The sequence below is a fragment of the Streptomyces sp. NBC_01716 genome (assembly GCF_036248275.1).
In the GTDB taxonomy this organism is placed as follows: domain Bacteria; phylum Actinomycetota; class Actinomycetes; order Streptomycetales; family Streptomycetaceae; genus Streptomyces.
In genome coordinates this window covers 1,484,029-1,498,251 of the sequence record NZ_CP109181.1, presented here as the reverse complement: position 1 = coordinate 1,498,251, position 14,223 = coordinate 1,484,029, and the positions used below count along the sequence as shown (strand labels likewise).

Genomic DNA, 14,223 nt, shown 5'->3' with positions numbered 1-14,223 from the left:
CCCGGTCCGGTCAGTGGTGTGCTGGGACTGCGGCGGCGTGCGCTGCGGCGGTCAGGGCTGATCCGGGCCCGTGACGGCGCAGGAGCAGACCCGTCGCGATCGCGCCGACGGCCATCACGGCGGTGACCACGACCATCACGACGAAGTACGCACTGTCGAACGCGTTGGAGGCCGCGGTGATCAGCGAGGGATTGTCCTTGCCCAGTGCGAGCGCGGCGTCGAGACTGTCGCGCGCCCCGTCCGGCACCCCGGCGGGCAGGTCGATGGTCGTGCTGTAGACGGCGGTCAGGAGACTGCCGAGAAGCGCGACCGCGATGAGGCTGCCGAACTCGTAGGAGACCTCCTCGATGGAGGAAGCCATGCCGGCCCGGCGGGCCGGGACGTTGCCCATGATCGCGCTGGAAGCGACAGACATCGCCGCCCCGAGCCCGGCGCCGGCGATCAGCAACCCGGTCACCAGCAGTTCCATGCTCGTGTTGAAGCTGACCAGAACCACCGCGGCGCCGGCCGTGCTGAGGGCGAGACCGCCCGCGACGATGGGCAGGAGACCGACCTTGTGCAGAACAGCACCGCCGACCATGGCCGTCGGCAGTGACCCCAAGGCGAGGGCGGCGACCAGCAGCCCCGCGCGCAGCGGGCTGAAGCCTTCCACGAGCTGGAAGCGCTGGGTGGTGACCAACTGGACACCGGCGATGGCGAACATGGACAGCCCGGCGGCCAGGACGCCGGCGAGGAACGCCGGGTTGCGGAAGATCGCGAAGTCCAGCAGCGGGTAAGGCAGGCGGCGCTGCCGCCTGGCGAACGCCCACCCGGCCACTGCCGCCGCGAGGACGGCGGTGGCCATGACGAGGGGGGTGGGGCTGGTCTTCGCGGTCTCCTTGATCGCGATCACCAGACCGACCAGGGCGACGAGCGCGAGCAGCGAGGAGATCAGATCCCAGCGCTTGGAGGGATCGGCGTCGTTGGAGGGCGCGAGGACCAGCGTGGCGATGATCGCCGCGATGACGACGGGGACGTTGATGAGGAAGACCGACCCCCACCAGAAGCTGTTGAGCAGGATGCCGCTGACGATCGGGCCGAGCCCGCTGCCCACGATTGCCAGGCTTCCCCAGACGGCGATGGCAACGTTGCGCTCACGTTCGTCCTCGAACGTGACACGGATCAGGGCCAGGGTCGCGGGCATCATCGCCGCCGCCCCCACCGCCAGGAACGCCCGCGCCGCGATCAGTGCCTCCGGGCTCGACGAGAACGCGGCGGCCGGCGAGGCGGCCCCGAAGACCACCAGACCGATCAGAAACATCCGCCGGTGCCCCACCCGGTCCCCCAGCGTCCCGCTGCCCAGCAGCAGCCCGGCCATCACCACCGGATAGGCGTTGATGATCCACAAGCTCTCCGAACTGCTCGCGCCGAGATCCTCCACCAGCGTCGGCAACGCCGCGTACAGGATGGAATTGTCCAGCGTGATCAACAGCAGCCCCGCACTCACCACCGCGAGCAGCAGCCAGCGCCGCTTCGCACTCAGAACCATCTCCGCACACCTCTCAAGCAGACCATCACGACCCCATAACTGTACCTTACGAAAGGTATAGTTATGAAACCGCGCTTCCTGTAACACATCGCTGACCTGGGCTTTTCTCGGCAAGCTTGCATCGGCAGGTGATCAATGGAGTGCTATGGCGGTCACGGACGGGCGCTCCGTGGCGCGACCTGCCAGAACGCTACGAACCGTGGCAGACGGCATACGAGCGGTTCGCACGCTGCAAAGCGGATGGCGCCTGGGCTCGTCTGCTGGAAGAGGTCCAGACGCGCGCCCGAACCGGAGCAGTACTTGTCCTCGGTGTCGTACGGATTAGCCGCATTCGTCGCGGGACGTACGCCGAGCCCTCGTCCGCCACGAGGGCTTCTCGCCCGACTTCCTGCGGATCGACGGGGGCCTGGCGCGACCACGAACGCTGGGCGATCACCGTGGACATGATCCGCGACGACCCGCCCGGAGGGCTCAGCGGCCCTTCCGGTTGATCTTCATCGTGTCCATGTCCGTCACGGTCGACCGCAGCTCCCCGAACCCGGCGCCGACACCCCCGCCGAACGCGCGCAGCGCCGCCTCCGCCCGCTCCTCGGCGAGGGCGGCGGCCATCTCCTCGCCGTCGGCGGCGTCGGACACGATCTCGAACCGGTACGAGAAGTGCCTGAGCGACCTGTCGTAGGTGAGCGATCCCTCGGGCGTGAACCGCATCTGGCTGAGCCCGTGGTCGGCGAGCTCGTCCAGCAACCGCGCACGCGCCTCGTCCATCAACTGCTCGAAGGTCCCGCGGACGATCACCCGATAGGTGTGCTGCGTGGTCATGGACGTGCCGCCTTACTTCCCGAAGATCCTCATTGAAGAAGGAGCGTACGACGCCGAGGATGGTCCGCATGCGGAATATCGTGGTGATCGACGCCCCCTCCAATCTCGGGCTGCGCCCACCGGCCCCCGGAACCGTCCCCGGCTGCTACAAGCTCGCCGGAGCAATGCGTGAGCGGCGGATCGTGCGGCGGCTCGGCGCGTCCGAGGGCGGGGTCGTCGTCCCGCCCCGTTACGACCGGGGCGACTGGAAGGAAGGCGACGGTGTCTTCAACGCCGCCGCCATCGCCGCGTACACCCGCCGCCTCGCCGACCGGATCGAGCGGCATGTGCGGGCCGGTGACTTCCCGCTCGTCCTCGGCGGCGACTGCTCCATCCAGCTCGGCGCCTCGCTCGCGCTGCGGCGGCTCGGGCGGTACGGCATCGCCGCGATCGACGGCTCCGCCGACTTCCGGCACCCCGGGAACTCGGCGTCGGTCGGCGCGGCGGGTGGCGAGGAGCTGGCCATCGCCACCGGGCGCGGGCAGAGCGACCTCACCGACATCGAGGGGCTGAGCCCGTACGTCCGTGACGAGGACGTACGGATCTTCGGCATCCGCGACGACGACGAGGACCGCGAGGAGCTGGCCCGGCTGCGGATCCCCACCGTGTCCGTGGGGGAGTTCCGCGAGTGGGGCGCGGCCGATCTCGCGGGCGCCGTGCTCCGGACGCTGGAGACGCCCGTCACCGACGGCTTCTGGGTGCATCTGGACGCGGACGTGCTCGACCCCGAGGTGATGCCGGCCGTCGACAGCCCCGACCCCGGGGGGCTGCTCCCCGATGAACTCCGGTCGCTGCTGACGGTTTTGGTCCGCTCGGACCGTTGCGTCGGGCTCAACCTGACGATCTACGACCCCGATCTCGACCCCGACGGCACCGCCGGGGCACTGCTCGCGGACATCGTTGTGGCGGCCCTCACCCAAGACTGATCCCAAGGTGCTCTGTTCGGCACGCACTTGACCGTGTTCCATGGTCAACGGGTGCGCGCCGGCCAATCCAGCCGTCGGCGGCCCCAGCGAGCGAAGCGAGGTTTGCCAGTGGCCACGAGCGTGCGACGTGCCGTACTGACCCTGCCTGCCGCCCCCTTGGGGCCGGAGAACCCCCTGCCCGCGCTCCGGCCGCTCGACGAGACCCACTCCGTCGACGAACGGGCCAAGCGGGACCTGCCCCGCGACATGGCGCGGCAGATCGGGTACGAGCCGCTGCGCACCCTGCTTCCGGTGCGGATCCTCGACGGCTACGGACGCGACCGGGTGAGCACCGACCTCGACGCGATAGTCATCGAGAACGACCGGCTGCGGGCCACCGTTCTGCCGGGGCTCGGCGGGCGCGTCCACTCCCTGCACCACAAGCCCACCGACCGTGAACTGCTCTACCGCAACCCGGTCTTCCAGCCCGCCGACTTCGCGCTCAACGGCGCCTGGTTCTCCGGTGGCATCGAGTGGAACATCGGCGCCACCGGCCACACCACGCTCTCCTGCGCGCCCGTGCACGCCGGGCTCGTCCCCGCCCCCGACGGCGGGGAGATGCTCCGGCTCTGGGAGTGGGAGCCGCTGCGGGGCCTGCCGTTCCAGGTCGACCTCTGGCTGCCCGACGACTCCGACTTCCTCCACGTCGGCGTGCGGATACGCAATCCGCACCAGGGGCCCGCGCCCGTCTACTGGTGGTCCAACATCGCCGTGCCCGAGGACGAGCACACGCGCGTCCTGGCACCCGCCGATGAGGCGTGGCACTTCGGGTACGAACGGAGCCTGCGCCGCGTCCCGGTGCCCGAGTACGACGGCGCGGACCGTACGTACCCGCTGCGCGGCCAGTACCCGGCGGACTACTTCTACGAAGTCCCGCGCGAGGCCCGGAAGTGGATCACCTCGCTCGACGCGGACGGACGCGGGCTCGTCCAGACGTCCACGGACACCCTGAGCGGACGCAAGCTCTTCATCTGGGGAGCGGGGCGCGGCGGGCGACGCTGGCAGCAGTGGCTCACGGAGCCGGGCACGCCCGGTTACGCCGAGATCCAGGCAGGGCTGGCCCGTACCCAGCTCGAACACGTCAAGCTGGAGGGCTACGAGGACTTCAGCTGGCTGGAGTCGTACGGTCCGCTCGAAGCGGATCCCGCCGCCGTCCACGGCACCGACTGGGACGCGGCACGCGCGGAGGTCGGCACCCGCCTCGAACAGGCGCTGCCGCGCGCGGCTGTCGACGCCGCGTACGAGGCCTGGCTGCCGTACGCGGACAACGAGCCCGGCGAACGGCTCGCCACCGGCTCGGGCTGGGGCGCGCTCGAAGTGCTGCGCGGCGCGATGCGCGGCGGGTACGAGCTGCCCGGCACGCCGTTCGACGCGTCCATGCTCGGCGAGCAACAGGCGCCGTGGGTCGAGCTGTTCACCCATGGCACCTTCCTGAAGGCACGGAAGGCCGAGCCGCCGGGCCCGACGCAAGTCGCCCCGCACTGGCGCGACATGCTGGAGACGGCGCCCGCCGAGCCGCTGACGGAGTATCACCTGGGCGTCACGCAGTGGCACGCGGGCGATCTGGCCCAGGCCGTACGGAGCTGGGAACGCGGCCTCAAACTGGCCTCCTCCCGCTGGCCGTTGCTGCGCTGCCTGGCCGTCGCCGACCGGGAGGACGGCAACCCCGAGCGGGCCGCCGATCTGTATCTGGAGGCTTTCAACGACCTGTGCCGCGAGCGCGGGGAGGAGACCGTCCGGGCCGGGGCCGACGGCGAGTCCTGGACGGCGGCCACGGTGGCGCTGGCCCGCGAGTCGATCGCCGTGCTGCTCGCCGCCGACCGCGCGGGGGACGGGCGCCGGGTCTGGGACCGGCTCTCGCCGGAGATCCGGGAGCGCGGAGCCTTCCGGCTGATCGAGGCCCAACTGCTGCTCGCCGAGGGCGACAAGACCGCGGCACGCGCGGTGTTCGACGCGGGCTTCGAGGTGGCGGACCTGCGGGAGGGCGAGGAGACACTGAACGAGGTCTGGTCATCCCTGACGGACGACCCCCTGCCGGAGACGTACGACTACCGGATGCGCCCGGGGGACTGAACGGGGCGTCGCGCTAGGGGAGTCGGGAGGGCGGCACGGAGCGTGTCCGTGAAGTCCCGTCCGGCGTTGGACGCTTGGTGCGCGCCGGGACGTGGTCGTCGCCGGGCGAGCCGCGACCGCGGCTCGCCCGGTGCGTGGAGGCGCGTGCCCGGGAGTCGTCAGCCAACCCGGACCGGGTTGCGGTCCACGTACTCGAAGACCGAGCCGTCCGGGTGGACCGCGATCAGGTTGCGGCCGGCGGGGGTGGGGACCGGGCCCGCGAGGACCTGGGCGCCGACGTCCGTGAGCGCGGCGAACGCCTCGTCCACGTCCTTGACGGCGATCGTCGCGGTGACCTTCCGCAGCACCTCGATCTCCTCCGCGGGACCGCTCATCAACAGGAAGCAACTCACGGCGGCGACGGAGACCCCACCGCGCTCGAAACGGAGCGCGGGACTGCCGGTCAGCCGTTCGTAGAAGGCGACCGACGTCTCCAGGTCGTCGACGCAGATGCGCAGCGTGGTTCCCAGGATTTCCATACGGGTGAGGGTAGCGAAGCACCGATCTCCGCGACCATGAACCCGGGCCCTGTCTTCGAAGTCCCGCCTGGCCCGCGGCGCCTGGCACGGCACCTCGCCGCGTTGTCGGAGTCTCCCGAGTACGTCCAGTACACGGGAGATCCTCCGCCTTGCGATGCACCGCACCAGCCGCCGCGGGCCCCGCCCTGCGGGCGGACGGCGCTACTTCGAAGACAGGGCCCGGGGGAACCAACCCTCATACCCGGCACAGGATTTCACCGTGCGGGACCATGAACCACGCGTCGGGCTCCCCGCCCCACGCGCGCCACGCCTCCGCGATCCCGGCGAGCCGCGCCGCGTCCGCGTGGCCGCCGCGTACGGCCAGTTCCGCGTAGAGCGACGCGGTCGTCCGCTCCGCCCACAGCCCGCTCCACCACGCGCGCTCGTCCGGCGTCGCGAAGCACCACGCCGCCGCCGTGGACGTGATGTCCGTGAAGCCCGCGCGGCGGGCCCAGGAGGCGAGCCTGCGGCCCGCGTCGGGCTCGCCGCCGTTCGCGCGGGCCACCGTCCGGTACAACTCCTGCCAGCCGTCCAGCGCGGGGGACGACGGGTACCAGGTGAACGCGCCGTAGTCGCTGTCGCGCGCCGCGACGATGCCTCCGGGCCTGCACACCCGGCGCATCTCGCGCAGTGCCTGTACGGGGTCCCCGACGTGCTGGAGCACCTGGTGGGCGTGGACCACGTCGAACGAGTCGTCGGGGAAGTCCAGGGCGTGGACATCGGCGACCGCGAAACGGATGTTGTCCAGACCGCGCGCCGCGACCGCCTCCCCGGCCCGCTCCAGGACGTCCGCCGCCGCGTCCACCGCGGTCACCGTGCCGGGCGCCACCAGCGCGGCCAGGTCGGCGGTGATGGTGCCGGGACCGCAGCCCACGTCCAACACGTCGAGTCCGGAACGGAGTTCGGGCAGGAGATACGCAGCCGAGTTCGCCGCCGTGCGCCAGCTGTGCGAACGCAGGACCGACTCGTGGTGGCCGTGGGTGTAGACGGCGGTCTCTCTCGGCATGACCGGACTCCCTCTCGTGAAGTGATCCCGTCACGGTACGCCGCGATGTCGGAATATGAGACCCGTGTCTCGCACTGTGGTCACCCGGAAGTCGTGCGCCGCCACTCCCCGCGCGTGAGCGCGTACTCCACATCCCCCTGCTCCGAGCCCTCGATGACCTCCGGCCACTCCTCGGCGTACGTACGGACGAAGAGCAGCCCGGCCTTCTCCATGACCCGCCGGGAGGCCGTGTTGACCGTCATCGTGTTCGCCGTGACCCGCTCGGTGCCCAGCTCGGTGAAGGCCTTGCGCACGAGCGCTCGGGCGCCCTCCGTGGCGTAGCCCCGGCCCCACACCGCCCGGTGCAGCCGGTACCCCAGCTCCACCTCCGCCCACCCGGGGTCGTTCAGCGGCCGTAGCTCGAACCAGCCCAGCCACTCGCCGGTGGACCGCTCCTCCGCCGCCCAGAAGCCGCGCCCGAGCAGCCGGGGCAGGGCCTCGGCCCGGAACGTCTTGGGCTCGACGGGCACGCCGCCGTCGATGAAGCGCTTCACGCCGGGGTCGTTGTCCAGCGCGATGAGCCGGCCGAGGTCGGCCTCGTCGCAGGCACGCAGCCGCAGCCGCGGGGTTTCGAGGAAGGGAGCGGACACGGATTCCATGCGTCCGAGCTTCGGCCCCGGGCCCCGGCCCGCGCCACCGATATCTCCCGCGCCCGCGCCCCGCGCTCGCCCCCCGGCCGCGCCCCGCCCCCGCTCACAGGAACACGCGGGGGCGGTACACCGTCAGTGCCTCGTTCGCCTTGTCGATCGTCAACTCGACCGGTGACTCGGCCACTTCGCCGTCGAAGGCCAGCGGCGTACCCGGCGCGATGCCCGTGATCCGCACCCGCCGCATCCGCTCCGCCGCGTGCACCGGCGACCGGCTCAGCGGTCCGGCCGCCGCCGCGGCCAGCAGCCGCAGGCTGGGGAAGCTCCCGCCGTGCACGATCCGGACGTCCAGCAGACCGTCCGCCAGATCGTGCCGGTGGCCCGGCGTGAACCCGAAGCGCTGGTAGATGCTGTTCCCCGCGAACAGCATCCACAGCGACCGGTGCCGGCCGTCGAACTCCGCCTCCAGCTGGTGCTGGCCGCGCAGCACCTTCGACGCGGCGACCACCCCGGCGGGCCAGCCGCCGATCCGCGGCGCCCAGTGCTCCCGTACACGTACCAGCTCCGGATAGACGCCCAGGCTGAAGGTGTTGAGGAAGTGGCCGCTCGCCCCGTCGGGCCCGGTGAACCGCCCGAGGTCGACGCGGACCGCGTCGCCCGCCTCCATCGCGCGGCAGGTGTCCTGCGAGTCCTCGATGCCGAGGTCGTACGCGAAGTGGTTCAGCGTGCCGCCGGGGAACACCGCCAGCGGCAACCGGTGCCGGGCGGCGACCACCGCGGCCCGGTTGACCGTGCCGTCGCCGCCGACCACGCCGAGCGCGGTGCAGCGGTCCGCCGCCTTCGCCAGCTCCGTGTTCACCTCATCGGGGTCGCACTCCACGAACTCCGCGAGCGGCAGCGAGTCGCGCAGCGCGCCCGCGGCGTCCGACGAGCCCGACGCGCGGTTGACGACGATCACCATGCCGTCACCGCCCGGCAGGGCCGGTGCCTGTGCGTGCGGCCGTCCCGGCGACGGCAGCTGGGAGCGGGTCGGCACGATGCCGCGTACGGCGTACGCAGCCCCCACCCCCAGCGCCGCGCCCACCAGCACATCGCTCGGGTAGTGCACGCCCGTGTAGACGCGGGACGCCGCGACGGAGAAGGCGACGGGCGCCACCACCGCCCCCCAGCCCTTCGACTCCAGGGCGACACCCGTGGCGAAGGCGGCGGCCGACGCCGCGTGCCCGGACGGGAACGAGGTGGTGACCGGCTGCCGCCTCAGCTGCCTGATCACCGGAACCGTGTCGCGGACCGGCCGCACCCGGCGTACCGACCGCTTGCCCACGGTGTTGATCGCCGCCGAGGCGACGGCGAGGGAGGCGACGCCCCGCAGGGCGGCGCGCCGGGAGCGCTGACCGCGCCCGAGGAGCGCGATTCCGGCGGCGGCGCCGAACCAGAGGAGACCGTGGTTGGCGGAGCGGCTGAGGCGCGGCAGCACCGGTCCGGCGCCCGGCCAGTGCCGGTTCGCCGCCGACCGGAAGATCCGCCGGTCCCAGCCGCTGAGCAGCGCGGCGACCCGGGCCGGGGTGCCGGGACCGGCCGGGGTACGGCCCGCGTGGATGTCGGACATGGAACGCGGGTACCCCGTACTCCCCGGCCCCAAGCAGGGCCCGGAGCCGGCCGTGAGCGGGCCGTGGACCGGCCGGACTCGCGTCCGGCCGGGCGGCCGGGGAAAGTGGGAGGCATGGATGATCCACTGCTGGACCGGCACGACGAGGCGCTCGACCTCTTCACTGACCGGGTGCACGCCGTCCGCGCGGACCAGTGGGGCGCGCCGACGCCCTGCGCCGCGTGGTCCGTACGCGACCTGGTCACCGGCGCCCAGACCCGGCTGCTCGCGATGCTGGGCCGCGGGGCGTAGATCCCCGGTGAGTGCGGGAGGAGGGAGGAGGCGGGCATGGGGACGACGGGGACGGTGCGCGAAGGGCGCGGTCCCGTACGGTACGGGCCGCTCGCCCCGGACCTGGGCCTGCCCGCGCTGCCCGAGCTCGTCGCCGAGCTCGCCGGCGCCGCCGGACAGACCTCGCCCGAGCCGCCCGGCGGCGGACCGGTCCTGCGGGAGGCGGCCTGCGGCTACTGGTCGAGACGCGGTCTGCCCACACATCCCCAGGAGGCCGCCGCGGCGGCCGGTGCGCAGCCGCTGCTCCTCGCGCTGCTCGCCGCGCACGGCGGCGACGTCCTGATGCCCCGCCCGCACCCGGCGTCCTGGGCGCCGCAGGCCCGGCTTCTCGGCCGGCCCTTCTTTTCGGTGCCGACCCCCGCGGAGTGCGGCGGCGTACCCGATCTGTACGCCCTCCTGGAGACGGTGCGCCGGGTACGGGCCGAGGGCGGCGACCCGCGGCTGCTGCTGCTCTCGATCGCCGACGACCCGACCGGCACCGTCGCACCGCCCGAGCTTCTCAGGGAGGCGTGCGAGGCCGCCGTCGGCGAGGGCCTGCACATCATCAGCGACGAGACCTGGCGCGACACCCTGCACCGGCCCCGCGAGTCGGTGCCGCTCAGCCCGGCCGAGATGTGGCCCGACGACGTCACCGTCTTCTCCGACCTGGCGGGCGCGCTCACCCCGGCGTCCTGGCCCGCCGCCGTGGCGCGTTTCCCCGCCACCGGGGCCGGCGCCCGGCGCCGGGCCAGGACGCTGGACCATCTCACCGCGCTGGGCGCGCTCGTCGCGGCGCCGGTCGCCGCCGCTGCCTCCAGGGCACTCGACGAGCCGCCCGGCGTGACGGCGAGGGTCGCCGCCGCCGCCGCGCTCCATGCGCGCGTGGCCGGAGCCGTACACCACATCGTCCTGAGCGCCGGGGCGCTGGCCAGACCGCCCCGGGCGGGCCGTCATCTGTACGCGGACTTCGGCCCGTTGCGCCGGGGGCTCGCCGAACGCGGGGTCGGCGACTCCATGGAGCTCGAAGAGTTCCTGGGCGAACGGCTGGGCATGCCGGTGCCCGGCGGGCACCGGTTCGGGGACGAACTGGGCGCGCTGCGCGTACGACTGGCGACCGGACCGCTGCTCGGGTCAACCCCGGAGCAGCGGATGGAGTCCCTCACCGATGGGAAGCCCCTGGAACTGCCGCACGTCGCCGAGGCACTGGGCAATCTGGCGGCGGCTCTGGGGGAACCGCCCTGAGCCCGCGGGCCGCCGGCCTGATCCACCTCCCGGCGTACCGCCCCGATGAACCGCGTCGCACCGCCCTGAACGGAGCTTCGATGACGGACCACACCGATCGGACGGACCCCACCCGACGCGTGCACCGCACCGCCGCCACCTCATCCCGGGCCACGGCCGCCGGCGAGACCCTCCGGCCCGGCGGTACGCTCCGCCCGCTCGGTGAGACCGGCCGTCGCTGGCCCAAGTCCTTCTCCCACCGGCTCACCACCCCGCTGCCCGGCGTACGCGCGCTGGCGCGGCTCGCCCGCGAAGGCGCCGCGAGGCCGCGCCCCGGCGCGCTCGACGCCGTACCCATGCTGCCCGTCGAACGGGGGCCCCTGCCGGCCGTGGACGCCGGCACCGTCGCCGTCACCTGGGCGGGGCACGCGAGTTGGGTGCTCCGCATCGGCGGCCTCACCGTCCTGACCGACCCGGTGTGGTCGCGCCGGATCCTCGGCACGCCCGCGCGGATCACTCCCGTCGGCGTCCGGTGGGAGGAACTGCCGCCCGTCGACGCGGTCGTCATCAGCCACAACCACTACGACCATCTCGACGCGCCCACGCTGCGGCGGCTGCCGAGGGACACCCCGATGTTCGTCCCCGCCGGTCTCGGCCGCTGGTGCCGGCGCCGCCGCTTCACCCACGTCACCGAGCTGGACTGGTGGGAGGCCGCCGAACTGCCCGGCGGGGACGGCGGCACAGGCACCGTACGGTTCGACTTCGTGCCCGCCCACCACTGGTCCAAGCGCACCCTCACCGACACCTGCCGCTCGCTGTGGGGCGGCTGGATGCTCACCGACGCGGCGACGGGCCGACGCGTCTACTTCGCCGGGGACACCGGCTACGGCCACTGGTTCCGGGAGATCGGCGGCCGGTACCCGGACATCGACCTCGCGCTGCTGCCGATCGGGGCGTACGACCCGCGCTGGTGGCTCAGCGATGTCCATGTGGACCCCGAGGAGGCCGTACAGGCCTGCCAGGACGTCGGCGCGCGGAACATGGCGCCCATGCACTGGGCGACGTTTGTGCTCTCGGCCGAGCCCGTGATGGAGCCGCTGGAGCGGGTCAGGGCCGCCTGGGAGCGGACCGGGAGACCGCGCGAGCAGTTGTGGGACCTGCCGGTCGGGGCGTCACGCCTGCTGACCGTCTGACTCCGCAGGCCCCTCCACCGCCGTCGGACCCTCCGGCGCGCACTGTCCGTCCCGCCGGGCGGAGCCGTTCGCGCCCCTGCCGCGCCCCCGCAGTTTGCGCCAGATCGTGGGACTGCCGCTGATCACCACCGTCAGCGCCACCGCCGCGACCACTCCCTCCCACGGCTCGGCGAACAGCGACCCGCCGAGGATCCCGATCAGCTGGTACGTCGCCGCCCACGCCAGGCACGCCGGCAGCGCGCCCTTGATGAACCGCGTCGTCGGCCACTTGGTGAGCAGGCACGCCAGCATCACCGGTATCCGCCCCGCGGGCACCAGCCGCGACAGCACCAGGACCGTCACGCCGTGCTCGCGCAGCCTGCGCTGGGTCTGTTCGAGGGTGTCGTCGGAGACCCGCTGCTCCAGCGCCGCCAGCCACCGCGAGCCGTTCTTGGAGTTGACCCCCCGCCGCCCCAGCCAGTAGAGCGTGATGTCGCCGAGGAACGCCGCGAACGAGGCCACCACGAATATGTACAGCAGCGCGAGCGGCGCCGTCTGGTGGAAGGCGACGACGGCCGCCGAACTCACCACCGCGCCCGTCGGCACCACCGGCACCAGCGCTCCCAGCGCCACCAGCAGGAACAACGACGGGTAGGTGACGGCCTGCTGGGCGGACTCCGACGGCATCTGACTCATGAGCTGGTCGATCACAGGGTGGCTCCCGGCCGGACACTCTCGCCGTGCTGAAGCCGGTGGACGGCGACCCCGGGCGCGCGCCGGGCCGCCTGGCGGACGAACTCGTCGCCGGGCGAATGGAATTCGTGCGGCCGTACACCGTCCATCCCGATCGGCCAGAACGTGCCGTAGTGCACCGGCACCGCCGCGTCGGGCGCGAGCCGGGCCAGCGCCTCGGCCGCGCGGTCGGCGTTCAGATGACCGTGGCCCAGATGCGGTCCCCAGCCGCCCACCGGCAGCAGCGCCACGTCGACCGTGCCCACGGCCTCCGCCATCTCGTCGAAGAGCCCGGTGTCGCCCGCGAAGTACGTCCGGCGTTCACCGCTGATCACATAGCCGAGCGCGGGTGAGCGCTGCGGGCCCACCGGCAGCCGCCGCCCGTCGTGGCACGCCGGCACCGCCCGTACCCACAGCGGTCCGATCTCCACCTCGTCGCCCGGCTCGACCTCCGTGATCCGCAGACCGCCGCCGCGTCCGACTCCTCCGCGTCCGACGGCGTCCAGCCGCCGCAGTCCAGGCACCGCGCGCCGCGCGCCGCGCGGCACGATCAGCCGGGTGCCCGGCGCGAGCTTCGCCAGCGACGGCAGATGCAGATGGTCGGAGTGCAGATGCGAGACGAGGACGGCGTCGGCGACCGCGGCCTCCGGAGGCGGTACGTCACCGCGACGGCGGCGCAGATGAACCAGCCGGCGCGCGAAGAGCGGATCGGTCAGCACCCGGACACCGGAGTCCTCGACCGTGCAGGTGGCATGGCCCCACCAGGTGATGACATTTCCCAAAGCGGGACCTCAGCTCCGTCCGTATCCGGCTTTCAGCGTACGGCGGCGGGCCGTCTCATGGGCAGCGGGCGGCTCCCCGCCCCGTACCGCGTGCGCCCGAGGGAGTGCGCCCGTGGCAGATTCGTGCGCCCGCATGTGCCCGATACGCGCCTCCTTAAGAGGGTGTGAACGGAGTAGGGTCGTCGAACACTGCGGGCCAGGCGGGACTTTTCGCTGGAGCGACCGGGTGCACTGAGCGGGGGACCACAGACATGGGCGAGTTACGTGTGGCGGCCATAGCCAGCCTCACCCCGCTCGAAGAACTCGACCGCGAGCCCTTCCTGGTCGACATCCGCGGCCAGCAGGCGATGTGCGCGCGCTGGGCCGCCGGCAAGGGGTACGTCGTCACACGGCAGTTGCTCCTCTACGGGATGCGCTCCGACCACTGCGGCCTCTGGGTCGACGTCGAGGCGGGCGTGATCGACGCCTTCGTTGTCCCCAACGCACGCGTACTCGACCGGGCGTTCGCGTCCGTGCCCGCCTTCACCGCCGAGTGCGAGCGCCGGGGCGTCCCCCTGGAGACCGCGGGGATGGACGAGCCTTCTTACGACGCGACGTCCAAGGCCAGGGTCCACCGCAGGCTCTCCATGCCGACAGCCGGCTACGACGGCTGCTGACCCCGCCTCCGTCCCCCTTTCGGACGTCCCCGTCTTTGGACAAGACCGGGTCCACAGCGCGCTGTGCGAGGCTGTGGAGCGAGCCCGTGTCGGTGTGCGGGCCCTGGACGTGAGGTGAAAACGCGGTGT

The 14,223-nt window shown here is 72.7% G+C and carries 13 protein-coding genes and 2 pseudogenes; 7 read left to right on the top strand and 8 right to left on the bottom strand.

Translation table 11 applies throughout. From position 1 onward, the window contains the following. Positions 1–10: 10 nt before the first annotated feature. Entirely contained in the window at positions 11–1,528 is a 1,518-nt protein-coding gene (locus OIE74_RS06365) for an MFS transporter (RefSeq protein ID WP_329379284.1), read from the bottom strand. A 119-nt stretch (positions 1,529–1,647) separates the two neighbouring features. Here OIE74_RS06365 and OIE74_RS06360 point away from each other — a divergent pair. Then, positions 1,648–1,809: pseudogene (locus OIE74_RS06360) on the top strand (transposase); the annotation flags it as partial. Between the two features lie 190 nt (positions 1,810–1,999). Here OIE74_RS06360 and OIE74_RS06355 read toward each other — a convergent pair. Next, positions 2,000–2,347 (bottom strand): DUF6204 family protein, encoded by a 348-nt coding sequence (locus OIE74_RS06355; RefSeq protein WP_329379282.1) that lies wholly within the window; start codon positions 2,345–2,347, stop codon positions 2,000–2,002. Positions 2,348–2,415: 68 nt separating this feature from the next. Between OIE74_RS06355 and OIE74_RS06350 the strand changes: the two genes are divergently transcribed. Beyond that, positions 2,416–3,312: an arginase family protein gene (locus OIE74_RS06350; protein ID WP_329379280.1), complete on the top strand. Its 897-nt coding sequence runs from the start codon at positions 2,416–2,418 to the stop codon at positions 3,310–3,312. Positions 3,313–3,420: 108 nt separating this feature from the next. Continuing rightward, on the top strand, positions 3,421–5,424 hold the full coding sequence (locus tag OIE74_RS06345) for a DUF5107 domain-containing protein (protein WP_329379278.1): 2,004 nt from the start codon (positions 3,421–3,423) through the stop codon (positions 5,422–5,424). A gap of 158 nt (positions 5,425–5,582) precedes the next feature. Here OIE74_RS06345 and OIE74_RS06340 read toward each other — a convergent pair whose 3' ends face one another. From OIE74_RS06340 to OIE74_RS06325, 4 genes are all read right to left on the bottom strand, one after another. Further along, the gene (locus OIE74_RS06340) at positions 5,583–5,942 is read right to left on the bottom strand and encodes a VOC family protein (protein WP_329379276.1); all 360 of its coding nucleotides are present in this window, start codon (positions 5,940–5,942) and stop codon (positions 5,583–5,585) included. 235 nt (positions 5,943–6,177) lie between these two features. Beyond that, positions 6,178–6,987, bottom strand: a complete 810-nt coding sequence (locus tag OIE74_RS06335) for a methyltransferase domain-containing protein (protein ID WP_329379274.1) — start codon at positions 6,985–6,987, stop codon at positions 6,178–6,180. Positions 6,988–7,067: 80 nt separating this feature from the next. Beyond that, positions 7,068–7,625: a GNAT family N-acetyltransferase gene (locus OIE74_RS06330; RefSeq protein WP_329379272.1), complete on the bottom strand. Its 558-nt coding sequence runs from the start codon at positions 7,623–7,625 to the stop codon at positions 7,068–7,070. A 94-nt stretch (positions 7,626–7,719) separates the two neighbouring features. Continuing rightward, positions 7,720–9,222, bottom strand: a complete 1,503-nt coding sequence (locus OIE74_RS06325) for a bifunctional phosphatase PAP2/diacylglycerol kinase family protein (protein ID WP_329379270.1) — start codon at positions 9,220–9,222, stop codon at positions 7,720–7,722. 114 nt (positions 9,223–9,336) lie between these two features. Here OIE74_RS06325 and OIE74_RS06320 point away from each other — a divergent pair. The 3 genes and pseudogenes from OIE74_RS06320 to OIE74_RS06310 all read left to right on the top strand — a co-directional run. After that, a pseudogene (locus OIE74_RS06320) lies at positions 9,337–9,465 on the top strand (maleylpyruvate isomerase N-terminal domain-containing protein); the annotation flags it as partial. An 84-nt stretch (positions 9,466–9,549) separates the two neighbouring features. Continuing rightward, the gene (locus OIE74_RS06315; RefSeq protein ID WP_329379268.1) at positions 9,550–10,773 is read left to right on the top strand and encodes an aminotransferase class I/II-fold pyridoxal phosphate-dependent enzyme; all 1,224 of its coding nucleotides are present in this window, start codon (positions 9,550–9,552) and stop codon (positions 10,771–10,773) included. 80 nt (positions 10,774–10,853) lie between these two features. Continuing rightward, positions 10,854–11,945 carry an MBL fold metallo-hydrolase gene (locus OIE74_RS06310; protein ID WP_329379266.1) on the top strand — a complete coding sequence of 364 codons (1,092 nt, stop codon included), beginning with the start codon at positions 10,854–10,856 and terminating at the stop codon, positions 11,943–11,945. Here the strand turns inward: OIE74_RS06310 and OIE74_RS06305 are convergent. Both OIE74_RS06305 and OIE74_RS06300 read right to left on the bottom strand, forming a co-directional pair. Further along, complete coding sequence (locus tag OIE74_RS06305; protein ID WP_329392189.1) at positions 11,925–12,620, bottom strand: DedA family protein; 696 nt, start codon at positions 12,618–12,620, stop codon at positions 11,925–11,927. The genes OIE74_RS06310 and OIE74_RS06305 overlap by 21 nt on opposite strands. An 11-nt stretch (positions 12,621–12,631) precedes the next feature. Then, positions 12,632–13,438: an MBL fold metallo-hydrolase gene (locus OIE74_RS06300; RefSeq protein ID WP_329379264.1), complete on the bottom strand. Its 807-nt coding sequence runs from the start codon at positions 13,436–13,438 to the stop codon at positions 12,632–12,634. Positions 13,439–13,689: 251 nt separating this feature from the next. Here OIE74_RS06300 and OIE74_RS06295 point away from each other — a divergent pair, with 251 nt between their 5' ends. Beyond that, on the top strand, positions 13,690–14,094 hold the full coding sequence (locus tag OIE74_RS06295) for a hypothetical protein (protein WP_329379262.1): 405 nt from the start codon (positions 13,690–13,692) through the stop codon (positions 14,092–14,094). Positions 14,095–14,223 lie beyond the last annotated feature (129 nt).